The sequence below is a fragment of the Pannonibacter indicus genome (genome assembly GCF_001418225.1).
GTDB lineage: Bacteria > Pseudomonadota > Alphaproteobacteria > Rhizobiales > Stappiaceae > Pannonibacter > Pannonibacter indicus.
Map to the genome: position 1 here is coordinate 101,559 of NZ_LIPT01000010.1, position 25,169 is coordinate 126,727.

Here is a 25,169-nt window from a genome sequence, read left to right on the forward strand (position 1 = left end):
TTTTGTCGCAGTGCGAAACTTATCTGCGGCCCACGCTGCCGTTGCACGGCAAGCGCGGGAAAACGCTTCGTTCAACTGGCAAGACCGTTGGAACGGACGATCCACGCGCAGTGTTTGAGCAGGCAGGTCCGGAGCCGGGTCAAGGTTCCGCAAGGATCTGGAACAGGAGAGATTTCGATGGCACGCATTACACTTCGTCAATTGCTCGATCATGCCGCGGAACACGACTATGGCGTTCCGGCCTTCAACATCAACAACATGGAACAGGCGCTCGCCATCATGGAAGCGGCCGATGCGACCGATTCCCCGGTCATCATCCAGGCCTCGCGCGGCGCCCGTTCCTATGCCCATGACGTCATGCTGAAGCACATGATGGACGCGGTGACGGAAATCTATCCGCACATCCCCGTCTGCGTGCATCTCGACCATGGCAACGAACCGGCCACCTGCATGACTGCCATCCAGGCCGGCTTCACCTCGGTGATGATGGACGGCTCGCTGAAAGCCGACGGCAAGACCCCGGCTGACTGGGCCTATAACGTCGGCGTCACCAAGGCCGTGACGGACATGTCCCATCTGGGCGGCATCTCCGTCGAGGGCGAGCTGGGCGTGCTCGGCAGCCTCGAAAGCGGTATGGGCGAAGCGGAAGACGGCCATGGCGCCGAAGGCCGGCTGAGCCACGACCAGCTGCTGACCGACCCGGAAGAAGCGGTGAAATTCGTGCGCGAGACCAAGGTTGACGCGCTGGCCATTGCCATGGGCACCAGCCACGGCGCCTACAAGTTCACCCGCAAGCCGGACGGCGCGATCCTTGCCATGCACGTGATCGAGGAAATCCACCGCCGCCTGCCGGAAACCCATCTGGTGATGCACGGCTCCTCCTCGGTGCCGCAGGACCTGCAGGACATCATCAACCAGTACGGCGGCAAGATGCCCCAGACCTGGGGCGTGCCGGTGGAAGAAATCCAGCGCGGCATCAAGAACGGCGTGCGCAAGATCAACATCGACACCGACAACCGCATGGCGATGACCGGCCAGATCCGCAAGATCCTCGCCGAGAACCCGGGCGAGTTCGATCCGCGCAAGTATCTCAAGCCCGCCCGCGATGCCATGACCAAGCTCTGCAAGGAGCGTCTGGAAGCCTTCAACACCGCCGGTCAGGCCTCCAAGATCAAGCGCGTCCTCACCCTCCCGGAAATGGCCGCCCGCTACAAGTCCGGCGCGCTGGACCCGAAGATCTCGTAAGGCTTTCGGACCTTACTCAAGGATCAAACCAAGGCCGGGGCATCGCTCCGGCCTTTTTGCTGCGCTCTGGTGCATGCAGTCAGGCGGGCGCGGCATCCTGCACCGCACCGTCCCAGCCTCCTTGCCGGGACCTGTGAGGCGAGCACTGCCCCCCTCACCCGTAACATTCCGCCGCGCAAAGCTTCTGCACCCATCTCTGCGCTTGCGTCGTGCTTTTGCCGTCTTTAGGGACATAGGTATGTACCATGTGCCCGCATGCCGGGCCGAACAGACGGATACCGCCTTGAACCGCCCGCGCCTTTATCTGGTTACGCCGCCCGTTTTCGATCTCGAAGCCTTTGCCCCGCGCCTTGAAGCGGCGCTGTCGGGCGGGGATGTGGCCTGCGTCCTCATCTATCAGCCCGAGGCAACCGCCAAGGCGCTGCAGGACACGGCTGCAAAGCTGGTGCCCATGATCCAGAAGGCGGAAGCCGCCGCGCTGATCTACCGCGACACGCAGGTGACCGGCCGCACGGGCGCAGACGGCGCCCATATCGACAGCTCTTTCGAGGACATCAAGCTGGCCATGGAGAGCCTGCAGCCGGCGCGCATTGTCGGCGCGGGCGGCACCAAGCTGAAGCACGAGGAGATGGAAATTGCCGAAAGCGGCGTGGACTATCTGTTTTTCGGCCGGCTGGACCTTGAGGAGCAGCCCGGTGCCCATGCCAAGACACTGGAGCGCGCCGAATGGTGGGCGGAGCTGTTCACCACCCCTTGCGTTGCCCTGGGCGGCAATGATCTGGCCACCCTCGGCGAAACGGCGAACACCAAGGCCGACTTCGTTGCCCTGAAGGATGCCATCTGGCAGCATCCGGAAGGCCCGGCGCAAGCCGTGCGTCTTGCCAATGCGATTCTCGATCAGCACCCGTTTGAAGAGGACGAGGAATGACCCTGCCGCGCCGGACCCTGACCGGAAGCCAGTTTCCCGAAACGGCGGAGGCATCTGCCCGCCCGCCCCTGCGCCCTGGCCTGAGGCCCGGCGCACCGGGTCTGGCTTTGGCAGGTCTGGCGCTGGCTGCGCTTTGCACAGCCACGGGGAGCAGCCTTGCCCAGACGGCGGCTCCAGCGGCGCCCGCAGCCCCGGCGCAGGCAGAGGAGCAGGCCGCGCCGCCTGCTGCCGAAACCCCGGCAGCAGCAACCCCGGCAGGCGAGGCAGCATCGGCCCAGCCTTCTGCGGCACAGGATACCGCTGAAGGCGCGGCTGCAGAGACGGCCACCGAAGCCGATGCAGCCGCACGTGCCCTTGCCCGCTACGAGCCGGAGCCGCTTGTCAGCCTGCTTGAAGCGGGTCCGCCGCTGATGGAACCGGGCGAGCCGATTGATGCCGATTTCGCCTATGGCGTCTTCCAGCGCGGCTGGTACCTGACGGCGCTTGCCGTTGCCACCCCGCTGGCTGAGGAAGGTAACCGTGCCGCGCAGACCCTGCTGGGCGTGATGCATGAAACCGGCCTTGGCGTGGCGCGGGACTGGAAGAAGGCTGCGGACTGGTATCAGGTCGCGAGCACATCCGGCGACCCCAATGCGGCCTACCGGCTGGGGCAGATGTATCTGCTGGGCGAAGGGGTTGAGGCCGACAAGAAAAGGGCGGCCGATCTCTTCCAGAAAGCCGCTGATGCAGGCATCCCGGGCGCCATCTACAATCTGGCAATCCTCTATCAGGAAGGTGAAGGCCGTCCCTATGACGAGGAGCGCGCCTCCCAGCTGCTGCTGCAGGCCGCCGAAAAGGATGACGTGGAAGCGCAATATGCCCTCGGCCTCCAGTTCCTGGAAGGCGGCGAGAAAGTGCGCGACCCGATCAAGGGTGCCAACTGGCTGGGCCGGGCGGCCCGGCGCGGCCACACCTCGGCGCAGGTCTATTATGGCATCCTGCGCTTTCAGGGGCGCGGCGTGGAACCGGACGAGGCAGATGCCGCAGACTGGTTCGAGCGCGCAGCGCGGGCCGGAAACCCTGTCGGCATGAACCGCCTCGCCCGCATCTATGCCTTCGGCCGCGGCCGCCCGGTTGATCAGGTGGAGGCTGCCGCCTGGCATTATGTGGCACGCGCGCTTGGCCTTTCCGATCTGGAACTGGATGGCTATGTGGGGTCGCTGGACCAGGAAACAGTGACCAGGGCCATGGAACGCGCAGGCGCCCTGACCGCCACACTGATCCCCAAACCGCTGGATCCGGCCGGGACCACCCCCTGACAAGTAACCGCTTTGCAGGTTTTTCCTTGAATTTGCGCCCGTTTTGTGTTGGACAGGCGCGTCATTGGTGCCCGCTCGCCGTCCTTATCCGGCAGAGCGTGGATGCACCGTCAGGTTTCACGCCCTAATCAATCGGTCGTTTCATGAAGATCAACGGTAACGAGATCAAACCCGGCAATGTTCTCCAGCATCAGGAGACGCTCTGGGCGGTCGTCAAGGTGGACCACGTCAAGCCCGGCAAGGGTGGCGCGTTCGCCCAGGTGGAAATGAAGAACCTCATCGACGGCCGCAAGCTGAACGAGCGCTTCCGTTCGGAAGACAAGGTCGAGCGCGTCCGCCTGGAGCAGAAGGACTTCCAGTTCCTCTACATCCAGGAAGACGTCCTGATCTTCATGGACACCGAAACCTACGAGCAGCTTGAGCTGCAGAAGGACTTCGTCGGCGACCGCGCCGCCTTCCTGCAGGACGGCATGATGGTGACCGTGGAACTGCACGAAGAGAAGCCGATCGGCATCACCCTGCCGCAGTTCGTCACCCTGCAGATCACCGAGGCCGATGCTGTGGTGAAGGGTCAGACCCAGTCCTCGTCCTACAAGCCGGCCATTCTGGAAAACGGCGTGCGCGTGCTCGTGCCGCCGTTCATCACCGCTGGCGAGAAGATCGTCGTCGACACCGGCACGGTCGAATACGTCCGCCGCGCGGACTGATCCTGTTTCTGAAAACCCTTCCGCCCGGCGCTTCCCCTGAGGTGCCGGGTTCCCCATTCCAAAGACCCGGCAAGACAGATCATGGCACGTACAGCAATCCTAAACGTAATGGTCCAGGCAGCAATGAAGGCCGGACGTTCGCTCGTGCGTGACTTCGGCGAAGTTGAAAACCTTCAGGTCTCGCGCAAGGGCCCCGGCGACTTCGTCTCCGCCGCCGACCGCCGCGCCGAAGAGATCATCCGCGCCGAACTGACCAAGGCACGGCCGACCTATGGCCTGCTGATGGAAGAATCCGGCGAGACGCCCGGCGAAGACGGCCAGCACCGCTGGATCGTCGATCCGCTCGACGGCACCACCAATTTCCTGCACGGCATTCCGGTCTTCGCCATTTCCATCGCGCTGGAGCGCCAGGGACAGATCGTTGCCGGTGTCATCTTCAATCCGGTGATGGACGAGCTTTACACGGCCGAGCGCGGCCGTGGCGCCTTCGTCAATGACCGCCGCCTGCGCGTTGCCGCCCGTACCGCCCTGCCGGACAGCCTGATCGGCACCGGCCTGCCGTTCCTCGGCCGCGGTGACCATGGCCGTGCCCTCAAGGAACTGCGCTACGTGATGCCGGAAGTCGCCGGTGTCCGCCGCATAGGCGCTGCCGCGCTCGACCTTGCCTATGTCGCCTCGGGCCGCCTCGACGGCTTCTGGGAGCACGGCCTGAACCCCTGGGACATTGCAGCCGGCATCCTGATGATCCGCGAAGCCGGCGGCTATGTCAGCGACATCGACGGCAAGGACACGATGCTGGAGACCGGCTCGGTCGTCGCGGGCAACGAGTTCATCAAGGCCCAGCTGCAGAAGCTGCTGAAGAGCGCAGCCGAGTAAGACAGCAGGCGTTTGCGGCAACCCGCACGCCCGCCCGGCATGAACATGCAGCGCAGAAGCCCCAAGCTTCTGCGCTGTTTTTCTTACCGCCCCTGCAATCTTCCTCCGTCTTGCCATGGCTTGACCATGGCATCCATGCCATTGCATCTCCCGGCCTTTCGGCGGAAATTGGCAGGCATATTGTCAGGCCTATAGAGCGGGAAGGTCACGGGGTGGATGCCATGATCAAGCCATGGCAGGACGAAGATATCGGGGCCGGAGTCTACCTCCCAGGAACGCGCGGGAATCCGGGATTTATCCGTCGAAGGCCGGAGAGCAAAACCGCTGCCCGGCCTTCTGCTTTTCAATTAAGCTTTTGCTAACGCGCGATTAACGGTTTTCAACAAACGGTAAATCGCGCTATCACTGGTGCCAACAGCAACAGGCGGAAGCTCGACGGTTCATGGCACGCGATTTCGATCCCTACAGCCTGTCCAGTCCCAAGGCGTATCTCTCGTTCATGATCATCTTCCTGGTGATCGTTGCCTTCGTCGCTTTCATCCTGAACCAGCAGATCGCCACGGCCTTCATGAGCAATCCCGGCCTCAACGGGATGATTGTGCTCACCGGCCTGTTCGGCATCATGCTGACGTTTGCCCGCGTCGTGCGGCTGTTCCCTGAGATCGCCTGGGTGAACAGCTTCCGCATCGGTGATCCGGGCATCGAAGTGCGCCGCCCGCCGGTGCTGCTGGCGCCGATGGCGACGCTGCTCGGCAACAAGGTGGGCGAAATGGCGCTGACGCCGACCACCTCACGCTCGATTCTCGATTCCATCGGCATGCGTCTTGATGAGTCGCGCGAGATTGCCCGCTACATGACCGGCCTGCTCGTGTTCCTCGGCCTGCTCGGCACCTTCTGGGGCCTGCTGCAGACGGTGAGCGCAGTCGGCTCCACCATCCAGTCGCTGGATGTGGTGTCCGGCGATACAGGCGTTATCTTCGAGGATCTGAAGGCAGGTCTGCAGGCACCCCTCTCCGGCATGGGCACGGCCTTCTCGTCCTCGCTCTTCGGCCTCACCGGCTCGCTGGTTCTCGGCTTCCTCGATCTTCAGGCCGGACAGGCGCAGAACCGTTTCTACACGGAGCTGGAAGACTGGCTGTCCACCGTCACCGAGATCGAGCAGGAAGAGGCGCGTGCACCCGTTGCCGCCGCCCCCGATACGGACAAGCTGCAACTGGCCATCGAGCGGCTGCAGCGCGCGGTGGAGGAAGGCGGCAGCAAGGCCGCCAATCAGGCCATGGCGAACCTTGCCGAAGGCATCCAGGGCCTCGTCAAGCACGTGCGCTCCGAGCAGCAGATGATGCGCGAATGGGCTGACACCCAGAGTGCCCAGCAGAAGCGGGTGGAAAATCTCCTCTCCTCCATCGCAGCGGCCTTCGACCGCGCCAAGGAGTGATCCATGGCGGGGTTTCGCGGCCGCAGGCGCAATCAGGACATCGACTACTGGCCGAGCTTCGTGGATGCGCTGACCACGCTGCTGCTGGTGCTCATCTTCCTGCTGTCGATCTTCGTCATCGCCCAGTTCGTGCTCAGCCAGCAGCTGTCGGGCCGCGATTCGGTGCTGAACCGCCTCAATGCCCAGATCAGCGAGCTGACTGAGCTTCTGTCGCTGGAACGGGCTTCCAAGCGCGATCTGGAAACAACCGTCGCCACACTGCAGGCCAGCCTCGGCGCCGCCACCAGTGAGCGCGACAGGCTCTCCGGCCTGCTATCTGACCGCGAGGGCGCCGCCGCCAGCGCCAGCGGAGAGCTCGCAGCCCTTGAGGGTACCCTCAACGAGGAGCGGCAGGTCAGCCAGCGGGCACTGGCGCAGGTGGAACTGCTGAACCAGCAGATCGCCGCCCTGCGCCGCCAGCTGGCCGCCGCCAATGCGGCGCTGGAGGCTTCCGAGGCCAAGGAAAGCGAAAGCCAGGCCCGCATCGCCAGCCTTGGCCAGCGGCTCAATGCAGCGCTGGTGCAGCGCGTGCAGGAGCTGAACCGCTACCGCTCCGACTTCTTCGGCCGCCTGCGCGAGCTTCTGTCCCAGCGCTCCGATATCCGCGTGGTGGGCGACCGCTTTGTTTTCCAGTCGGAAGTGCTGTTCCCTTCCGGCTCCGACGAAATCAATCCCAATGGCCGGGTGGAACTGGACAAGCTGGCCGAGGCTCTACTGGAGCTTGAGGGGCAGATCCCGAGCGAGATCCAGTGGGTGCTGCGCGTTGACGGCCACACCGATGCAGTGCCGCTGTCTGGCACGGGGCGCCTGCGCGATAACTGGGAGCTGTCCTCCGCCCGCGCCACCTCCGTAGTGCGCTACCTGATCAGCAAGGGCGTGGACCCGAAACATCTGGTTGCAGCGGGGTTTGGCGAGTTCCAGCCACTGGAACCGGGCAACACCCCCGAAATCAACGCCCGCAACCGCCGCATCGAGCTGAAGCTGACGGAACGGTGAGAGGGCGCCCCTGCCGCTCCGGCACCGCGCATGCAATCAGGCAGCGGGCCGCCGCGGCCAAGCGCAGCGCGAGCCGGTGACCACTCGCTCGCAGAGAAAAGCCATTGTCTGAAGACGTGCGGCAACCGTGGCTTTCTGGTGCGAATCTCAGCCTCTCGCCTCACCCTCACCACTCTGCGAACGAGCAGGCCCCGGATCTCCGCTCCGCAGCGTCCGCGGCGCGCCGGAGATGTGGAACCATCCGGCACCGCGTTGGTGCAGACCCGTTGCGTGGGTCTTCCCCGATCCCCCAAACAACAAAGGCCGTCCCAATGGGACGGCCTTGAATGATCGCGAAACGCTGACGGCTCAGAAGCGGTAGTCGTCTTCGTCCTCGCCGTCGTTCTTCTTCGAGCCCTTGAGCGCGTTGAGCTTGGCGAAGACCGCATCGGCGTCGATCTCTTCTTCCACTTCGCGCTGCGGGAGGTCGCGGGTGAAGGCGGCGGCGATGGCCTCCTCGCTCGTGGTGTCTTCCACCGGCGCCAGCAGTTCGGTGTAGTCGGTCTCCGGACGCGGCGGGGCGTTCTTGGCGGCCTTTTCAACCTCCATGTCCAGCTCAAGCTGGCTGCACAGGCCCAGCGTCACCGGGTCGGATGCCGTCAGGTTGGACGAGTTCCAGTGGGTGCGCTCACGGATGGCAGCGATGGTCGGCTTGGTGGTGCCGACAAGGCGCATGATCTGCGCATCCTTCAGCTCGGGATGGTTGCGCACCAGCCAGAGAATCGCATTCGGGCGGTCCTGACGGCGCGACACCGGGGTGTAGCGCGGGCCACGGCGCTTGCTTTCCGGCACGACGACCTTGGAGCTCTGCAGCTTCAGCTGATAGTTCGGATCACGCTGCGCACGCTCGATTTCCTCGCGGCTGAGCTGACCGGTCATCACCGGATCCAGACCCTTGATGCCCTGTGCGGCTTCACCGTCAGCGATTGCCTTCACTTCCAGCGGATGCAGTTTGCAGAAGGCGGCGATCTGGGTGAAGCTCAGCGCCGTGTTGTCCACCAGCCAGACGGCAGTAGCCTTCGGCATTAGAGGCGTGTTCGACATCGGTGTAAAATCCTCCTGTCGGCTCCCTCGCCCGGCAAGGCGAAAAAGCGGTATTCCAAGTTTGAATGAATGGGAGATTGACAACAATATAGGCTGAGACGGCTTAAAAGGCAAACGCGCAAGCGCGCCTGCCTCAAAGAATCTCGACCCTTTCTGCCGAAGCGTCAGACGGCACCACCACCGCTGCCTAGACGGTGAGGACAATCTTGCCGATATGGCCCGAGCCTTCCATCCGCCGGTGCGCATCGGCGGCCCGATCCAGCGGGAAAGTCGAATCCATCACCGGCCGGATGGTGCCATTTGCGATCAGCGGCCAGACATGCGCCTCAAGAGCCGCCGCAATCGCCGCCTTGAAGTCATTATCGCGCGGGCGCAGGGTCGATCCGGTGTGAATGAGACGCTTCATCATCAGGCGGTTGAAGTTCACCTCCGTGGCCACCCCGTTGAGATTGGCAATCTGGCAGATGCGCCCCTCGACAGCCGCAACCTGCCAGTTCTTCTCGACATAATCGCCGCCCACCATGTCGAGGATGACGTGGATGCCCGCCCCGCCCGTGATGCGGCCGATCTCCTCGACGAAATCCTGGGTGTTGTAGTTGATGGCGTGATCCGCCCCGAGCTTCAGCACCGCCTGGCGCTTGTCCTCCGAGCCCACGGTGGTGAAGACTTCGGCACCAAAGGCCTTGGCCAGCTGGATTGCCGTGGTGCCAATGCCGGAGGTGCCGCCATGCACCAGAAAGCGTTCCCCGGCCTTCAGCCCCACCCGGTCGAACACATTGCTCCAGACGGTGAAGAAGGTTTCCGGCAGAGCCGCAGCTTCCACGATCGAAAGACCGGAAGGCACTGGCAGCGCGTGGCGCTCGTCCACCTTGCAGTATTCGGCATAGCCGCCGCCCGCCACAAGCGCGGTCACCTGATCACCGATGTTGAACCGCCCGGCCCCCGGGCCACGGTCCACCACCGTACCGGCCACTTCAAGGCCCGGCAGGTCGGACGCGCCCTTTGGGGCCGGATAAAGCCCCATGCGCTGCATCACATCCGGCCGGTTGACGCCCGCCGCCTCGACCTTGATGAGGATTTCGCCTTTTTGTGCCACCGGCAGATGCCGCTTCTCCGGCGCCAGCACATCCGGTCCGCCGGGAACCGGAATCGCCATCACGGTCATCTCCTGCGGCAAGCCGGGCGGAATACTGGACGGAATGGCGGACATGGCAATCTCCCTGTATCTGTCTGAACCGGTTCACACTCTCGCCCGGCACTGTAGAGTCTGTCCGGCGAAAGTGGAAACCGGTTTTCCCGGAAATCGCACACAAGGCAGCCCTCCCCTCACATGCAAGGTCTCTCCTGAAAGACTGACAGACGCCGCGCCCTGTCCTATTCTTGTCCGCTGGCACAAGCGCGGCGGAGAGGGTTTCAGATCGGGACCTGTTCCGGAATGAGCCACACCAGCCGTGCCAGCCTGCGCCACTGCGCCTGCAAGGCACGGCAGAAAGAGGAGGAGAAGGCAGATGAGTGAAGACAACATCTGGGCTGCGCCAAAGGCAGCTTCGGCGGTCTTTGTTCCGGGCAGTGATCTCTCGCGCCTGTCTGTGACCGAGCTGCAGACAGAGATCTCCAACCTGCAAGCAGAGATCGTCCGTCTTCAGCGGGAAATTGACGCCAGAAGCGGTGTTCGCGCAGCAGCCGATGCACTGTTCAAGCCATCATCCTCGTGAGGAGAGAAAAATCCCAGCATCCCTAGACCGTTAAAGGTGGCTAACGGAACGGCATCATTAAAATTTTATTCATTTACGTCATATTAAGCCTTCTGGGAGATAACTGTGAATGTCCAGTTATCTGGATTCCTGAGTGGCTCCTGTCCACTCTGTTTGACGCCTCCCTGTTAATGACTTCGAGCCGCGCGCGCGCGGCTCTTTTTTTCGCCATCGTGACATTGTAAGCAGGGATTCGGTTTACCGCAGCGCCATGGGCGCAGCGGCTGGCACGGCAGTTGCTCTTCATCCTGTCAAGAAATCCGCGCGTTTCAAATCGGAACAGGAGCGGATGGCTGGTCCGGACAAGGACCGGGGTCAAATGAGAAGGCGTTAACCCATGACGGACGAAACCAGGAAGCTCAGCATCGTGCCGGAAACGGTCAGCTTCGCAGACCGCCTTGCCGCATCCCAGCAGTTCCAGGCGCTGTTTCATGAGGGCATGGCCCTCGTGGAAGAGACGGCCGCCTATCTGGACGGCAACGGCCGCAGTGAATCGAAGCGGCTGGAGCGCCCTGCCTCGCTTGCCTATGCCACCGAATCCATGCGCCTGACGACGCGCCTCATGCAGCTCGCCTCCTGGCTGCTGCTGCAGCGCGCGGTCAACGAAGGCGAGATATCGCCTGATCAGGCCAGCACCGACAAGAATCGCGTGCGCCTCGACCGCCTGAGCAGCGCCAATTCGGGCAATTCCTTTGATGCCCTGCCGCTGCGCCTGCAGGACCTGATTCTGCGCTCCGTGCGCCTGCAGGAGCGGGTGCAGCATCTGGATGCCATGCTCTATCCGGTGGAAGAAAAGCCGGAAGAGCTGGTTCCGGCCGAAAACCCGGTGGCCCAGCAGATCGACCGCATCTTTGCGGCCTTCGGCAAGGCTGGCTGAGAGCCGGCTTTTCCCTTTCCCTTCTCAGGCCCGTTCCGGGACAGGCACCGTGCCGTTCCGGAATAGTGGCTGCATCAAGCCCGGATCAGCCTGCACCGGCAAGAGCAGACAGGCCATCCCAGACCAGCTTGGTGCCGACAACGGCCATCACGGCATAGACCACACCGTAGAAGAGCTGCGGGCGGACAATCCGCGTCAGCCGCCAGCCGGCCAGCGTTGCCAGAGGCGCCAGCGGCAGCAGCACCGCTGCGGTCGCCAGATTGGCCGCATCGAACTGGCCCAGCAAGAAATAGGGAACAAGCTTCACCATATTGACAGTGGTGAAGAAGATGACGGCCGTGCCTGCGAAGAGTGCCGGAGCAAGGCCGCGCGGCACCATGTAGATCTGATAGGGCGGCCCGCCCGTGTGGCTGACGAAACTGGTGAAGCCGGAGACCGTGCCCCAGAAGACTCCTGATGGCAGATTATGCGGCAGCGCCCCGCCTCCCCTGCGTCCCGGGCGGAACCTGTCGGCCACAAAAGCCAGCGAGATGACGCCGACCAGCAGCGTCACATGCGCGTTCTCGACGAAGGCCGCCGTCAGCCAGCCCAGCCCCACGCCTAGGACACCCGCAGGCAGCAGGATTGCGATGGCCTTTCGGTCAAACGTGCCCCGGTAGGCGGCAAGGCTCACGCCATCCATCACAATCAGCACCGGCAGCATGATGCCAGCCGCCTGGATGGGCGGGATGACCAATGCCATTAAAGGCACGGCGAGCATGCCGATGGGCCCGCCAAAGCCGCCCTTGCCCAGCCCGGCAAGGATGACGGCCGGAATTGCCACGGCATAGAACAGCGGATCGGATATCGGGGACAGGAACATGATGAGGCTTCCGGCGGGACTGTGCCCCCAAGACAGGGGCCACTCTTTGGAGCATAGCCAAAGAGGTTAAGTAAACCCACGCCCCTGCGAATGTCTAAGCAGCCGCCCTCTTGCTTGTGCAGCGCAAGCTGCGGCACTCTCCGCCACGCGGCCCGGCAAGGCACAAGCCTGCCCTGGCCGCAAGGGATGGAACCGCCGAACTGTCTGGGAGGACAAGCTATGGCCGCCAGCCGCTATCATGAAACCTATGATGCCTGGAAACGTGATCCGGAGGCCTTCTGGGCGCAGGCTGCGGCTGAGATCGACTGGTTCCGGCCCTGGGACAAGGTCTTCGATGCGCAGGAAGGCGTCTATGGCCGCTGGTTCGCCGGGGCCGAGACGAACACCTGCTACAACTGCCTCGACCGGCATGTGGCCCGCGGCCGTGCCGGACAGACCGCCCTGATTTACGACAGCCCCATCACCCGGACGCAAGCCGCCTATACATATCAGGAAATGCTCGACCAGGTTCAAGCCATGGCAGCCGTGCTTCAGGACCATGGGATCGGCAAGGGCGACCGCGTCATTCTCTACATGCCGATGATTCCCCAGGCAGCCATGGCCATGCTGGCCTGCGCGCGCCTGGGGGTCATTCATTCCGTGGTCTTCGGCGGCTTTGCCGCCCATGAACTGGCCACCCGCATTGATGACGCCGCGCCCAAGGCCATCATCTGTGCCTCCTGCGACATCGAGCCCGGCCGCGTGATTGCCTACAAGCCGCTGGTGGATGCGGCCATCGCCCAATCGGCGCACAAGCCGGAGTTCTGCCTCGTCATCCAGCGCCCGCAGCTTGCCGCAGAGATTTCGCAGGAGCGCGACCGCGACTTCGGCGCCCTGACGGAAGCCGCGTTTCTGGCTGCCCGTCAGGTGCCTTGCGTGCCGGTGAAGGCCACTGATCCGCTTTATGTGCTTTACACGTCCGGCACCACCGGCCAGCCTAAGGGTGTGGTGCGCGACACCGGCGGCCACATGGTGGCGCTGAAATGGTCCATGTCCAACCTCTATGGCATCGCGCCCGGCGAAGTGTTCTGGGCCACCTCCGATGTGGGCTGGGTCGTCGGCCATTCCTACATCGTCTACGGTCCGCTGCTGCACGGCTGCACCACGCTGGTCTATGAGGGCAAGCCGGTTGGCACGCCCGATGCGGGAGCCTTCTGGCGTGTCATTTCGGATCACTCCGTCGCCGCGCTCTTCACCGCGCCCACCGCCTTCCGCGCCATCAAGAAGGAAGACCCCTACGGCAAGCTGATGAAGGATTATGACCTCAGCGGCTTCCGCACCCTGTTCCTCGCCGGTGAACGCGCCGATCCTGACACGGTGCAATGGGCGGAGGAAAAGCTCGGCGTGCCGGTGATCGACCACTGGTGGCAGACGGAGACCGGCTGGGCCATTGCAGGCAATCCGGTTGGCCTTGGCATTCTCCCCGTCAAGCGCGGCTCGCCCACGGTGGCCATGCCCGGCTATGACCTGCAGGTGCTGGATGACGCAGGCCACCCGGTGCCAAACGGCACGCTGGGGAACATCGTCATCAAGCTGCCGCTGCCGCCCGGATGCCTGCCGGCCCTGTGGAACGCGGATGACCGCTTCCGCAGCGCCTATCTCGACGAATTCCCCGGCTACTACAAGACGGCGGACGCCGGCATCATCGACGAGGACGGCTATCTGTCGATCATGTCGCGCACCGACGACATCATCAACGTGGCCGGGCACCGGCTGTCCACGGGCGCCATGGAAGAAGTGCTGTCCGGACACCCGGACGTGGCCGAGTGCGCGGTCATCGGCATCAATGATCAGCTCAAGGGCCAGCTGCCCTGCGGCTTCGTCGTGCTGAAGGCGGGCGTCAACAGGCCGCATCACGAGGTGGAGACGGAGCTTGTCCGGCGCGTGCGCGATGTCATCGGCCCGGTCGCTGCCTTCAAGATCGCCGTCACCGTCGACCGCCTGCCCAAAACCCGCTCCGGCAAGATCCTGCGCGGCACCATGCGGCAGATCGCTGACGGGCAGGAGTTCCGCATTCCCGCGACGATCGATGATCCGGCCATCCTTGACGAGATCGAGACGGCCCTCAGGGAATATGGTGTACTGACAAGGACCTGAGACACAGGGCCGCTGTCAGCCATCGACAGGCTGGCCGCAAGGCCCTATTGTTGCGCGCGGAACGGCCCTCTCCCGGGCAGTTCGCCCTTGCACAACAACGAGGATTTTCCCTTGTCCCTCACCAACAAGGTTGCCATCGTCACCGGCGCCTCGCGCGGTATCGGTTTTGCCATTGCCCGGCGCTTTCTGAGCGACGGCGCCAGGGTCGTCATCGCGGATATCGACGACGAAGCCGGCGAAGCCGCTGCCGAAGAGTTGAAGCCGCTGGGCGATGTGCTCTATGTCAACTGCAACGTCGCCGAAGCGCTGGACGTGCGGAATCTGGTTGCCGAAACGCTCAACGCCTTCGGCGACATCGACATTCTGGTCAATAACGCGGGCATCGTCGCCGGCACCGATTTCCTCAATCTGGAGGAAGCCGATTTTGACCGGGTCATTCAGGTCAATCTGAAGGGCTCTTTCCTGGTGTCGCAGGCCGTTGCCCGCCACATGGTGGAGCGCGTCGAGGCGGGCGGCACGCCGGGCTGCATCATCAACATGTCCTCGATCAACGCGGTGCTGGCGATCCCCTCGCAGATCCCCTACTGCGTGTCGAAGGGCGGCCTTGCCCAGCTGACCCGCGCCACGGCGCTTTCGCTGGCGCCCTACGGCATCCGCGTCAATGCCATCGGCCCCGGCTCGATCATGACCGACATGCTGGCGGCGGTGAATTCCGACAAGGCCGCAAAGAACCGCATCCTGTCGCGCACCCCGCTCGGCCGGATCGGCGAAGCTTCGGAAATTGCCTCCGTCGCCGCCTTCCTGGCCTCGGACGACGCCTCCTACATGACCGGCCAGACGCTCTACGTGGACGGCGGCCGCATGCCGCTCAACTACACGGTTGCCGTTCCGGACGGCGACTGAGGTTTCCGCAAAAAAAGCGGCGGCCGTTCCCTGAACGCGCCGCCGCAGCTTTTTCAGGCACCGGCCAGCGCATTCTCGCGGCTGGCGCCGAACTGAAGGCGGGCGAGGCGGGCATAGAGGCCGCCTTCGGCGACGAGATCCGCATGCCGGCCCATCTCGACGATGCGCCCCTCTTCCATGACGATGATCCGGTCCGCTTTCAACACGGTGGCAAGGCGGTGGGCGATGACCAGCGTGGTGCGGCCCTGCATCAGTTGCTCCAGCGCCTTCTGCACCTGCACCTCGCTTTCCGCATCCAGCGCGCTTGTCGCCTCGTCCAGCAGCAGCACAGGCGCGTCCTTGAGGATGGCACGGGCGATGGCAATGCGCTGGCGCTGACCGCCGGAGAGCGTCACGCCGCGCTCGCCGATCACCGTGTCATAGCCCTGCGGCATGGCGGAGATGAAGTCATGGGCACGGGCGGCGCGGGCGGCCGCATGGATTTCCTCCAGCGAGGCACCCGGGCGGCCATAGGCGATGTTTTCCGCCGCCGTCGTGCCAAACACCACTGTGTCCTGCGGCACCAGCGCGATGCGGGAGCGCAGGGCCTGCGGGCTGACATCGCGCAGGTCAACGCCATCCAGACACACGCGGCCGGCCACCGGGTCATAGAAGCGCATCAACAGGTGGAAGAGCGTGGACTTGCCAGCGCCCGATGGCCCGACGATGGCGACCGTTTCGCCCGCCTTCACGTCAAGGCTCACCTCCCGCAGCACAGGCCCGCCGCCGGTGTGGCCATAGGCGAAGCTGACGCCCTCGAAGCTCACTTCGCCGCGCGCCGGGCTTGGCAGGGGCTTGGGATGGGCGGGCGCCTTGATCACCGGCTCGATGCGCAGGATCTCGCCAAGCCGCTCCGCAGCACCTGCGGCCTGCGAAATCTCGCCCCAGACCTGGGAGAGCTCACCCAGCGCTCCAGCTGCCAGGATCGAATAAAGCAGGAACTGGCCAAGTTCTCCGCCGGTCATCCGGCCCTCGAACACGTCCCCTGCACCAATCCACAAGACCGCCACCACGCTGGAAGCGATGATGAAGATGGCAAAGCCGGTGAGAACCGCCCTTGCGCCCATGGCGCTGCGCGCTGCGCCAAACGCCTCTTCCACCGCCTTGCGGAACTTGCCTGCCGCAACGCTCTCGCTGGTGAAGGCCTGCAGCGCCCGGATGGCGCCAAGCATCTCCGAGGCATAGGCGGACGCGCCGGCCAGCGTGTCCTGCGCCCGGCGGGAGCGCTTGCGCACAGAGCGCCCGAAACCGATCAGAGGCAGCACGATCACCGGAATGGCAGCCAGAACGATGACGGACAGGCGCGGGCTGGTGAAGACCATCAGCGACACGGCGCCGATGAACATCACCAGATTGCGCATGGCGATGGAGGCACTGGCACCGAAGGCGGACTTGATCTGGGTGGTGTCCGCCGTCAGCCGCGACAGGATCTCGCCGGAGCGTGCGCTGTCATAGAAGACCGGGCTGAGCGCCGTCAGATGGGCGAAGACATCCGCCCGCACATCGGCAACGATGCGCTCGCCGATCCACATGACGAGGAAATACCGGCAGGAACTGGCAAGCGCGAGGGCCGCCGCAACGCCGATCAGCATCAGGAAGTAGGAATTGACCAGCGCCGGATCGCCTGCGGTGAAGCCGTTGTCGATCATCCGCCGCACGGCCACGGGCAGAACCAGCGTGACGGAGGCCGCCGCAAACAGCGCTGCCATCGCCCCGGCAACCATCCAGCGGTAACGCAGCACATAGGGGAGAAGCTGCGCCAGCGGCCGCAGGGAGCGGCGGCGCGTTTCAACCTCGTATTCAGCGCTCTGCATTGCCGTATTTGCGTCTCTTGCGCCGTCAAACCGCCCGCTCATTTGCCTGCCCGTCAGCTCTGTCAACCTGTCCTGCCATCACTTGGCCCATGGCAGCGGCAATTCCAAGCGGAAAAAGGCGCCTGCAAGCGTTTGCCTGCCCTTGTCTTGCCAGCCGTCTTGAGATATAGCAGCGCCTCATGTTTCAAGGGTCATGCGTGCGAAAGACGTTCGCTGGCTCAAATTTCAGGACTTGCATCTCGCCGGAACGCCCTCACGGGTGTGTGGGCAGGTGCTGGAAAGGACCGGCGATGAAAGCGAACATCCATCCCGATTACCACGCCATCAAGGTCGTGATGACCGATGGCACGGAATACATGACCCGTTCGACCTACGGCAAGGAAGGCGACACCCTGTCGCTGGACATCGATCCGAGCTCCCACCCGGCCTGGACCGGTGGCGACCGTCAGATCATGGACCGTGGCGGCCGCGTCTCGCGCTTCAAGAACAAGTTCGCAGGCTTCCTGGGCTCCTGAGCCCCGGCACCGCAGATCTTGCAAGCATCAAAAAACCCCCGGACCTGAATGGCCGGGGGTTTTTCGTGTTTTCTGATTTTCGTGTAGTCTGCGGGCTCCGCTTCAGCCGGTTGGCGCTTCGGCCCCGCTTGGCAGCTGGCGGAAGCCCCGCCAGCTTATGCTTCCTGTCATGTCACAGTTGCTTCAGGTCAGGCCAGACCTCAGTGCATCGTGGCTTTCGACTGGATTTTAAAGATCTCTTCCTTGAGCTTGAGCTTCTTGCGCTTCATCTCGGCCAGTTCGAGCGTGTCGACGCTCGGGTGCCGCAGGGCCGTTTCGATCTCTTCGTCGAGGGCTGCGTGGCGGCGCTCCAGTTCTGCAAGATGCGACTGCATTGACATGGATAGTGCTCCTTGTCCTGTTGGCTCAGACAGACAGATGTTGCCACACATTTTGCCGGCTTGTCGAATGCATTTCATGGGACCCGCCCTGCATCTGGCGCATAGTGCGGCGCAAAATAAAAACTACACTTACGTAAGAATTAAAACTGCACGAACAATAGAGGCATTCTATTCTGCCGCAACGCACCATGAAACCGGAATTTATCCACGTCCACAATGTGTTGGGGGAAGCCCTCGCAAATTTGGCTCGCAGAAACGCTGGCAGCGGTGTACGGTTTCTCCGCCGCGATTGGAGTTGCAAGGCGCGACGGGCCGGGGAGCACTTGTGCCAGGATCAGAGCACTTGAGCCCGGCGTGTATTGTGTCTGGGGAGAGCGATGCCGGAAGCTAATGAACAGGCCGTGCGAGTTGAGCTGGCGCAGCTGCGCCAGGAGCACCGTGACCTTGATACCGCCATTCAGGCCCTTGCCGGCACCGGCAGCGCAGATGCCCTGCAGCTGCAGCGCCTGAAAAAGAAGAAACTGATGATCCGTGACCGGATCGCCATTCTGGAAGACCAGCTTTTCCCGGATATCATTGCCTGATCCTCAGCCGCTGAAAATGCCGGATTGCAGGCCCTTGCGGCCTTGCGCCACGCCTTGCCGTGCCTATAATCCGCGCCTTCTCAAGGCTTGATGCGCCAGCATCTCACAGACTTGGCATAAGGAGACAGCATGGCAAAAGGGGCCGCACCGGTCGCAATCATCATGGGCAGCCAGTCCGACTGGCCGACCATGAAACACGCCGCAGATACGCTTGACCGTCTGGGGGTCGCCTATGAGGCCCGCATCGTCTCCGCCCACCGCACACCCGAGCGCATGTTCGACTTCGCCAAGGCCGCACGCGGAAACGGGGTCAAGGTGATCATCGCAGGCGCCGGCGGGGCTGCCCATCTGCCCGGCATGACCGCCGCACTTACGCCGCTGCCGGTGTTCGGCGTGCCGATCGAATCGCGCACCCTGAAAGGCGAGGACAGCCTCCTGTCCATCGTGCAGATGCCGGCCGGCATTCCCGTCGGCACGCTGGCCATCGGCCGCGCCGGTGCCGTCAACGCCGCCCTGCTCGCCGCTTCCGTCCTTGCCCTCACCGATGACGGGCTCGCCGGCCGGCTCGACGGCTACCGCGCCGAGCAGACGGCTTCCGTTGCCGATTTCCCGAGAGACGAGGCCTGACCCCGGATGAGCCAGTTTCCTGATGATGGCCGTATCCTCAAGCCCGGCAGCACCATCGGCATTCTCGGTGGCGGCCAGCTGGGCCGCATGCTGGCGCTTGCCGGTGCCAGCCTTGGCCTGAAGAGCCATATCTATTGCCCGGAAGCCGGAAGCCCCGCCTTCGAGGTCGCGGCCACGCACACACAGGCGGCCTATGAGGACCTTGCCGCGCTGGAGGCCTTTGCCCGCAGTGTCGATGTGGTGACCTACGAGTTCGAGAATGTGCCCGGCCCGGCGGCGGCGCATCTTGCTTCCTTCGTGCCCGTCCGCCCCGGCCCGCGAGCCCTTGCCGTGTCGCAGGACCGGCTGAGCGAGAAGGACTTTCTCTCCGGCGCAGGTATTGCCCTCGCCGGCTATGCCGCCATTGACAGCCTTGCGGATCTGAACGCTGCGCTCGACCGCTTCGGCGGCCAGGGCGTCCTGAAGACCCGCCGCTTCGGCTATGACGGCAAGGGCCAGGCGATGATCCGCGACCGCGCCACCGCAGCCGATGCGCTGGCGAAACTTGGCGGCAAGGATCTGGTGCTGGAACAGCTCATCCCCTTCACACGTGAAGTCTCTGTCGTGGCCGCACGCGGCATCAATGGCGACATCGCCTGCTACGACATCACCGAGAACCACCACGAGCACCACATCCTCAAGACCTCCACCGTTCCGGCCGGCGTCACACCGGTCACGGCGGACAAGGCGCGGGAGATCGCCCGGCGCGTGGTCGGCAGTCTCGGCTACGTAGGTGTAACGGGTGTGGAGATGTTCGTCACCGGCTCCGGTGCGGACGAGGACCTGCTGGTCAATGAGATTGCCCCGCGCGTGCACAACTCCGGACACTGGACGCAGGACGCCTGCCTCGTTTCCCAGTTCGAGCAGCACATGCGCGCCGTTGCAGGCTGGCCGCTGGGCAATCCGGCGCGGCACAGCGATGTGGTGATGGAAAACCTGATCGGCGCCGATGCCGAAGGCTGGGCCGCTGTGCTCGCCGAGCCAGGCGCAAGGCTGCATCTCTATGGCAAGGCCGAAATCCGGCAGGGGCGCAAGATGGGCCACGTCAACCGCATCCGCCCGAAGGCAGGTGGCTGACATCCTGCTGGAGGCATGAATCAAAAGGCCCGGTGGAAGCGCCGCCGGGCCTTTTTTCCAATTCGTAGCACCAAGGCCTGCGCTGCTGACGCATCACGCCTTGAAAAGGCTCACACGCCAAGCGGGCTTGAATCAGCTTCTGGACACCAGCCCCAGCCGCTCGCGCTGGGAGAAGCGCCAGATGGCGAGAACAGCGGTGAAGGCAAGGCCAACGGCAAGGCCCCACCAGATGCCCACACCGCCCAGCCCGATAACAAAGGCAAGCACGTAAGCCGTGGTCATGCCGACGGCGATGTAACCGGCAAGCGCCAGCAAGAAGGGCACCATCGTGTCCCCCAGTCCGCGCAGGATGCTGCCTGCCGCCACCTGCGCCCCATCGGCCAGCTGGAAGATGGCAGCCACACCGAGGAACACCGCAGCCAGCACCAGAACCGGCGGCGTATCCGGATGGCCGCTGTCGAGGAACAGGCCGACCAGAAACTCCGGAATGGTCCAGAAGGTGATGGCAGCGCAGCCCATGGAGACGAGCGCAAGGCCGAGCGTGACCCAGCCGGCCCGGGCAACCGCGGACCGGTCCCGCTGACCGGCGGCGATGCCGATGCGGCTCATACCCGCCTGACTGATGCCCAGCGGGATCATGAATGTGATGGCTGCCAGTTGCAGGGCGATGCCATGGGCTGCAAGGGAAACCGTTCCCAGCCATCCCATCATCAGTGTCGATCCGGAGAACAGGAGGCCTTCGGCCACGATGGTCGCGCCAATGGGTGTGCCGACCTTGATGATCGTGAAGAAATCCGGCCAGTCCGGCCGCCAGATCCGGCCGAAAATGGCAAAGCGGCGCAGACGGCGGTGCCGCGCGACATAAACCGCCAGCAGCAGGAAGCCGAAGCTGGACGTCAGGACCGAGGCAATGGCCGCCCCCGCCAGCTCCAGCCTTGGGAAGCCGAAATTGCCGAAAATCAGCAGATAGTTGAGACCACCGTTGAGGAAGGCGGAAAGCACCGTCACCCAGAGCACCATCTGCGTCAGGCCGGTGACCGTCAGGAAGGAGCGCAGCGCCATGACCGCAAGCGCCGGGAACAGCGACCACTGCATCACCCGGACATAAGCCCCGGCGGCCGCAGAAATCTGCGGTTCCTGCCCCAGGATCAGGAGGATATCCTCGCTGAACCACAGGAGCAGCCACACCGGCCCGCAGTAGCAGGCCACAATCCACAGCCCCATGCGCACGGAGCGGCGCATGGCGCGGGCATCCTTGCGCCCGCGCGCGGCCGCTGCCAGCGGCACGATGGCCTGGCAGACGCCCATGCCGAACATCCAGAACAGGATGTAGACATTCTGCGCCAGAACCACGGCGCCCAGCTCCACAGCACCCAGCCAGCCCACCATGATCACGTCGGTGGTGTTGATAGCCATCTGCGCCAGCTGGGCACCGGCCAGTGGCAGGCCCAGCACCAGCGTCGGGCGGATATCACTGAGCCAGAGGCTCTTCGCCGGAAGAGCGGGAGGGGCATTCGGGGGTGAGGTCTGCATGACAGGCTCCGGAAAGCGCGGCAGGCACGTCTCCCGTCAGATCAATGGCATGCGGGGGCGGTGCAATGAAGGAACTTCCCACCGGCATGGAGGGCATGCCTGTTTGATGGGCAGAAAGAGGTAGACCCTTTGGCAGCCCCTGTCCACCCGCAATACTGGCACACCCGCCGCACAACCAGTTCTGCTGCCTCGGGACCAGGCTGGCGCTTTCGCAGGCGCAGAGCGCAAGCAGAGTGGACATTGCGGCCAAATTCTGATAACACGCGCGCCAGTGAGCGGTGGTGGCTGCGAGGGCGGGCCTTTCAGGTCCGGGCGCGCCACAGGCCTTGCTTTCTAAACATCATGTCTACAGCACTCCTGCCTCTGGCGGGATGTGGAACGATAGGGTCAGACGCGTGCAGGTTCTGGTTCGCGACAATAATGTTGATCAGGCGCTTCGTGCGCTGAAGAAAAAGTTGCAGCGTGAAGGCGTATTCCGCGAAATGAAGCTTCGCGGCCATTACGAGAAGCCTTCCGTAAAGAAGGCGCGCGAGAAGGCCGAGGCCGTGCGCCGCGCCCGTAAGCTTGCGCGCAAGCGTGCCCAGCGCGAGGGCCTTGTGCCCGGCCGCGCCACGCACTGAGAGCTGGCGCAACACCAGCCAGGCGTGCTGCGCCTTTCCAGGGCACAGCTCCAACATTTTGGAAAAGACCGGCTGGATTTCCGGCCGGTCTTTTTATGTTGCCTGCAAGCCTTGAGACCGCTACGGCAAACGGGCGGCACGGCTGGCATTGTCAAAGCGTGTTTAAGACGGCAGGGTGAAGCCTCCATGAGGCCTCTGTATCAGGACGGATGATTTGGATGGGCGTTTTTGCAGGCATTCTTCCCCGGACCAGTATCAAGCTGGCAGCGCGGCTGACAGGTGCTGCGGCACTCTGCCTCGTGCTGGCGGCCTGCCAGACCTCGGACATCTACAGCAATGTGCCCATTGACCGGGCGGCAGGGTCCAGCGCCAACATCGATTCACTGACCGCCGTGATCCAGTCCAACCCGCGGGACGCCAGCGCCTATAACATGCGCGGCATCGCCTATGGCCAGGCTGGCCGCCTCGACAAGGCGATGGAAGATTTCAACACCGCGCTGAAGCTGGACCCCAACTCCTATCAGGCCTTCGCCAACCGTGCGCTTGTCGAGCGCCGCCGGGGCAACATGCCCAATGCCATCGCCGATTATGACCGGGCGCTGCGCATCAACCCGGCCTATGACACCGCACTTATCGGCCGCGGCAACACCTACCGTCTGATGGGCCGCTACAATGAGGCCCTGCGCGACTTTGACGAGGCGATCCGCCGCAACTCCTATGACGCCCGGGCCTTCCACAACCGTGGCCTGATCTATCAGGCACAGGGCCAGCACACCTTCGCCATCGAGGACTTCTCGACCGCCATTGTGCTGAACCCCAAGGCGGAAGAGCCCTATACCGCGCGCGGCATTTCCTATCTGAAGATCAACGATCCGGCGGCGGCCCTGTCGGATCTCTCCGATGCGGTCAACCTCGACAAGAACTCCGCCATGGCCTGGGCCGGGCGCGGGGTGGCGCTGGAAATGCAGGGCAAATATACCGACGCGGTGCGCAGCTACAACCGTGCCCTCAGCCTCGACAGCACCAACGATCTTGCCCGTGAAGGCCTGGGCCGCGCCCAGCGCGCCCAGCAGCAGGCTTCCCGCTAACCCTGGCTCTCAGAACGGCGCAGGCGCCTCGAACCGCATGCGTTCGCCCGTCACCGGATGGGTGAACTCCAGCATCTGCGCATGCAGCGCCAGACGCGGGGACGCCTTGCGGGCTTCCTCGTGCGCATAAAGGCTGTCGCCGATGATGGGATGACCGAGGCTGAGCATATGCACCCGCAGCTGATGCGAGCGGCCTGTGATGGGCGTCAGCAGCATGCGGGTAAAATCACCCTCTATGCCGCCATTACGCCACTGGGTCACCGAAGGACGGCCCTCCTCGAAACAGATCTTCTGCTTCGGCCGGTTCGGCCAGTCGACGATGAGCGGCAGGTTCACTTCCCCCGCCTCCCCTTCGACATGGCCATAGACCAGCGCCACATAGGCCTTGTCCGTCTCGCGCCGCTCGAACTGCATGGAAAGCTGCCGGTGCGATTCCGCGTTCAGGCCCATGACCATGATGCCGGAGGTGTCGAGATCGAGCCGGTGGACGATCCGCGCCCCGCGCACCATTCGCGACACGCGGGTGGCGAGGCTGTCATCGCGCCCCTCGCCCTTGCCAGTCACGCTGAGAAGCCCGTGCGGTTTGACCACGACAAGCACGTCCCGGTCCTGAAACAGGATCTGCAGGGGGCCTTGCGGCGGCGTGTAATCAAAGGGAAGCGGCTGGCTCTGGTCCATGCCAGAGCGTATGGCGCGGCGCATGCGCATTTGCAAGAAAAAGCCGCGGATAGCACCACCCGGACATGACAAAGCTCGCAGCACCGGCTGCGGGCCCCGCCATATCCCCAAAGAGCTGGTTCAGACGGTCAGAATCGCCAGAATGCACGTCAGGACGAAGACGGCGGCGGGCGGGATCCAGCCCTTTTCGCCAAGGGCGAAGCCGATGCCGACGGTCACCAGATTGGCGATCAGCATGATCCAGCCAAGAACCAGCGCAGCCGTGCCGCCAAAGGCGAACATGAGCAGCGTCACCACTATGGACAGGACTGAGATCGTCCCGATCCTCGCGGCGTTGACGAAGCCTTCGTAGGTCCGCTCGTGCTCGGCGTAATCCATGGAAGAAGAAGTGGAGTTGGACATCAGATTCCCCCGGTTCCGGTCATCCTTTTCTGCCCGCATCGCTCTCACGACCGGCGCCGCCAGTCAAGCCCCGAGGTGCAAAGATGTGAGTTTGAAGGGGCGGGAGGCTTTGCGCAGAAATGGCATTTTTACTCGCTGTGGGTAAAGCGCAGTGGAGCGGCCAGAAAGACTGAGGTGTCGCCCCGGACGCAGCGAAGCGGAGATCCGGGGATCACTCATTTCCAGAGCGGAGCTGATTGGCTCCTGCTCGAATGGTTGGTGCAGGTAACTGCCGAACCTTTGGAGACGGCGGCCTCTCTCTGCAAGCAAGTGGTCCCCTGTGTATCGAAAGTCTGTCATTGTGATTGCGGGACGGAGGCCTTTGGTCCCCTGATCTTGAAGACCGTGAGCCGGCTTTGGCCCCGTCCCGCCTTCTCAGATCAACCTGAACAGTTGCATGAGGCTGCTCACAACAGACCTCGCACCACAGGGACAGGCATCATGAGCATATCTCATCACTACATCGGATGCGATGTTTCCAAGTCCTGGCTGGATGTTTTCGATCCGCGTGCGGGCCGCATCTGATCGGCCCCCACGGACGGGTCCAATTTGATTGTTAGTGCAATGATGGTCGTGGCGCCAGCGCGGGCGGCAT

General features: G+C 63.7%; 25 protein-coding genes. 17 read left to right on the plus strand and 8 right to left on the minus strand.

Annotated features, from left to right (window positions below; all coding sequences use genetic code 11):
- Positions 1–177 precede the first annotated feature (177 nt).
- From fba to ASC48_RS14370, 7 genes are all read left to right on the plus strand, one after another.
- Complete coding sequence (gene fba / locus ASC48_RS14340) at positions 178–1,245, plus strand: class II fructose-bisphosphate aldolase (RefSeq protein WP_055456413.1); 1,068 nt, start codon at positions 178–180, stop codon at positions 1,243–1,245.
- A gap of 283 nt (positions 1,246–1,528) precedes the next feature.
- Entirely contained in the window at positions 1,529–2,173 is a 645-nt protein-coding gene (locus ASC48_RS14345) for a thiamine phosphate synthase (RefSeq protein ID WP_208975730.1), read from the plus strand.
- On the plus strand, positions 2,170–3,471 hold the full coding sequence (locus ASC48_RS14350) for a tetratricopeptide repeat protein (RefSeq protein ID WP_055456415.1): 1,302 nt from the start codon (positions 2,170–2,172) through the stop codon (positions 3,469–3,471). Before ASC48_RS14345 ends, ASC48_RS14350 begins: the two co-directional genes overlap by 4 nt.
- Before the next feature lie 143 nt (positions 3,472–3,614).
- Positions 3,615–4,178, plus strand: coding sequence for an elongation factor P (gene efp, locus ASC48_RS14355; RefSeq protein WP_055456416.1), 564 nt, complete (start codon positions 3,615–3,617; stop codon positions 4,176–4,178).
- A gap of 81 nt (positions 4,179–4,259) precedes the next feature.
- The gene (locus tag ASC48_RS14360; RefSeq protein WP_055456417.1) at positions 4,260–5,054 is read left to right on the plus strand and encodes an inositol monophosphatase family protein; all 795 of its coding nucleotides are present in this window, start codon (positions 4,260–4,262) and stop codon (positions 5,052–5,054) included.
- Between the two features lie 442 nt (positions 5,055–5,496).
- Positions 5,497–6,489 (plus strand): hypothetical protein, encoded by a 993-nt coding sequence (locus tag ASC48_RS14365; protein ID WP_055456418.1) that lies wholly within the window; start codon positions 5,497–5,499, stop codon positions 6,487–6,489.
- Between the two features lie 3 nt (positions 6,490–6,492).
- Positions 6,493–7,524 (plus strand): peptidoglycan -binding protein, encoded by a 1,032-nt coding sequence (locus ASC48_RS14370; RefSeq protein ID WP_055456419.1) that lies wholly within the window; start codon positions 6,493–6,495, stop codon positions 7,522–7,524.
- 348 nt (positions 7,525–7,872) lie between these two features.
- Here the strand turns inward: ASC48_RS14370 and ASC48_RS14375 are convergent, their stop codons facing one another.
- Both ASC48_RS14375 and ASC48_RS14380 read right to left on the minus strand, forming a co-directional pair.
- Positions 7,873–8,607 carry a DUF1013 domain-containing protein gene (locus tag ASC48_RS14375; RefSeq protein WP_055456420.1) on the minus strand — a complete coding sequence of 245 codons (735 nt, stop codon included), beginning with the start codon at positions 8,605–8,607 and terminating at the stop codon, positions 7,873–7,875.
- 187 nt (positions 8,608–8,794) lie between these two features.
- Complete coding sequence (locus ASC48_RS14380; RefSeq protein WP_055456421.1) at positions 8,795–9,817, minus strand: NAD(P)H-quinone oxidoreductase; 1,023 nt, start codon at positions 9,815–9,817, stop codon at positions 8,795–8,797.
- 298 nt (positions 9,818–10,115) lie between these two features.
- Between ASC48_RS14380 and ASC48_RS14385 the strand changes: the two genes are divergently transcribed.
- Both ASC48_RS14385 and rcdA read left to right on the plus strand, forming a co-directional pair.
- Positions 10,116–10,322 carry a DUF1192 domain-containing protein gene (locus ASC48_RS14385; protein WP_055456422.1) on the plus strand — a complete coding sequence of 69 codons (207 nt, stop codon included), beginning with the start codon at positions 10,116–10,118 and terminating at the stop codon, positions 10,320–10,322.
- A gap of 376 nt (positions 10,323–10,698) precedes the next feature.
- Entirely contained in the window at positions 10,699–11,238 is a 540-nt protein-coding gene (gene rcdA, locus ASC48_RS14390) for a protease adaptor protein RcdA (RefSeq protein ID WP_055456423.1), read from the plus strand.
- A gap of 85 nt (positions 11,239–11,323) precedes the next feature.
- Here rcdA and ASC48_RS14395 read toward each other — a convergent pair whose 3' ends face one another.
- Positions 11,324–12,100 (minus strand): sulfite exporter TauE/SafE family protein, encoded by a 777-nt coding sequence (locus tag ASC48_RS14395; RefSeq protein WP_082440143.1) that lies wholly within the window; start codon positions 12,098–12,100, stop codon positions 11,324–11,326.
- A gap of 219 nt (positions 12,101–12,319) precedes the next feature.
- On the opposite strand from ASC48_RS14395, the gene ASC48_RS14400 reads away from it, so the two are divergent.
- Both ASC48_RS14400 and ASC48_RS14405 read left to right on the plus strand, forming a co-directional pair.
- The gene (locus tag ASC48_RS14400) at positions 12,320–14,236 is read left to right on the plus strand and encodes a propionyl-CoA synthetase (protein ID WP_055456424.1); all 1,917 of its coding nucleotides are present in this window, start codon (positions 12,320–12,322) and stop codon (positions 14,234–14,236) included.
- A 111-nt stretch (positions 14,237–14,347) separates the two neighbouring features.
- Complete coding sequence (locus ASC48_RS14405) at positions 14,348–15,139, plus strand: SDR family NAD(P)-dependent oxidoreductase (RefSeq protein WP_055456447.1); 792 nt, start codon at positions 14,348–14,350, stop codon at positions 15,137–15,139.
- Between the two features lie 53 nt (positions 15,140–15,192).
- Here ASC48_RS14405 and ASC48_RS14410 read toward each other — a convergent pair whose 3' ends face one another.
- Positions 15,193–16,992 (minus strand): ABC transporter transmembrane domain-containing protein, encoded by a 1,800-nt coding sequence (locus ASC48_RS14410; protein ID WP_055456425.1) that lies wholly within the window; start codon positions 16,990–16,992, stop codon positions 15,193–15,195.
- 290 nt (positions 16,993–17,282) lie between these two features.
- Here ASC48_RS14410 and rpmE point away from each other — a divergent pair, with 290 nt between their 5' ends.
- Positions 17,283–17,507, plus strand: a complete 225-nt coding sequence (gene rpmE, locus ASC48_RS14415; protein WP_055456426.1) for a 50S ribosomal protein L31 — start codon at positions 17,283–17,285, stop codon at positions 17,505–17,507.
- 200 nt (positions 17,508–17,707) lie between these two features.
- On the opposite strand, the gene ASC48_RS14420 is transcribed toward rpmE, so the two are convergent.
- A complete protein-coding gene (locus tag ASC48_RS14420; protein WP_026355828.1) occupies positions 17,708–17,887 on the minus strand; it encodes a YdcH family protein in 180 nt (59 codons plus the stop codon).
- A gap of 377 nt (positions 17,888–18,264) precedes the next feature.
- Between ASC48_RS14420 and ASC48_RS14425 the strand changes: the two genes are divergently transcribed.
- The 3 genes from ASC48_RS14425 to ASC48_RS14435 all read left to right on the plus strand — a co-directional run bounded on the left by ASC48_RS14425 (position 18,265) and on the right by ASC48_RS14435 (position 20,214).
- Entirely contained in the window at positions 18,265–18,471 is a 207-nt protein-coding gene (locus ASC48_RS14425; protein ID WP_019965137.1) for a YdcH family protein, read from the plus strand.
- Positions 18,472–18,600: 129 nt separating this feature from the next.
- Positions 18,601–19,098 (plus strand): 5-(carboxyamino)imidazole ribonucleotide mutase, encoded by a 498-nt coding sequence (gene purE, locus ASC48_RS14430; RefSeq protein WP_055456427.1) that lies wholly within the window; start codon positions 18,601–18,603, stop codon positions 19,096–19,098.
- 6 nt (positions 19,099–19,104) lie between these two features.
- A complete protein-coding gene (locus ASC48_RS14435) occupies positions 19,105–20,214 on the plus strand; it encodes a 5-(carboxyamino)imidazole ribonucleotide synthase (protein ID WP_055456428.1) in 1,110 nt (369 codons plus the stop codon).
- Positions 20,215–20,346: 132 nt separating this feature from the next.
- Here the strand turns inward: ASC48_RS14435 and ASC48_RS14440 are convergent, their stop codons facing one another.
- Positions 20,347–21,747 carry an MATE family efflux transporter gene (locus ASC48_RS14440; protein ID WP_055456429.1) on the minus strand — a complete coding sequence of 467 codons (1,401 nt, stop codon included), beginning with the start codon at positions 21,745–21,747 and terminating at the stop codon, positions 20,347–20,349.
- A gap of 395 nt (positions 21,748–22,142) precedes the next feature.
- Here ASC48_RS14440 and rpsU point away from each other — a divergent pair, with 395 nt between their 5' ends.
- Both rpsU and ASC48_RS14450 read left to right on the plus strand, forming a co-directional pair.
- Positions 22,143–22,367 carry a 30S ribosomal protein S21 gene (gene rpsU, locus ASC48_RS19375; RefSeq protein ID WP_040678867.1) on the plus strand — a complete coding sequence of 75 codons (225 nt, stop codon included), beginning with the start codon at positions 22,143–22,145 and terminating at the stop codon, positions 22,365–22,367.
- A 218-nt stretch (positions 22,368–22,585) separates the two neighbouring features.
- The gene (locus tag ASC48_RS14450; protein WP_055456431.1) at positions 22,586–23,455 is read left to right on the plus strand and encodes a tetratricopeptide repeat protein; all 870 of its coding nucleotides are present in this window, start codon (positions 22,586–22,588) and stop codon (positions 23,453–23,455) included.
- Positions 23,456–23,464: 9 nt separating this feature from the next.
- On the opposite strand, the gene ASC48_RS14455 is transcribed toward ASC48_RS14450, so the two are convergent.
- A complete protein-coding gene (locus tag ASC48_RS14455; RefSeq protein WP_341860383.1) occupies positions 23,465–24,157 on the minus strand; it encodes a pseudouridine synthase in 693 nt (230 codons plus the stop codon).
- Between the two features lie 96 nt (positions 24,158–24,253).
- Positions 24,254–24,535 (minus strand): aa3-type cytochrome c oxidase subunit IV, encoded by a 282-nt coding sequence (locus ASC48_RS14460; RefSeq protein ID WP_055456449.1) that lies wholly within the window; start codon positions 24,533–24,535, stop codon positions 24,254–24,256.
- Between the last annotated feature and the right edge of the window lie 634 nt (positions 24,536–25,169).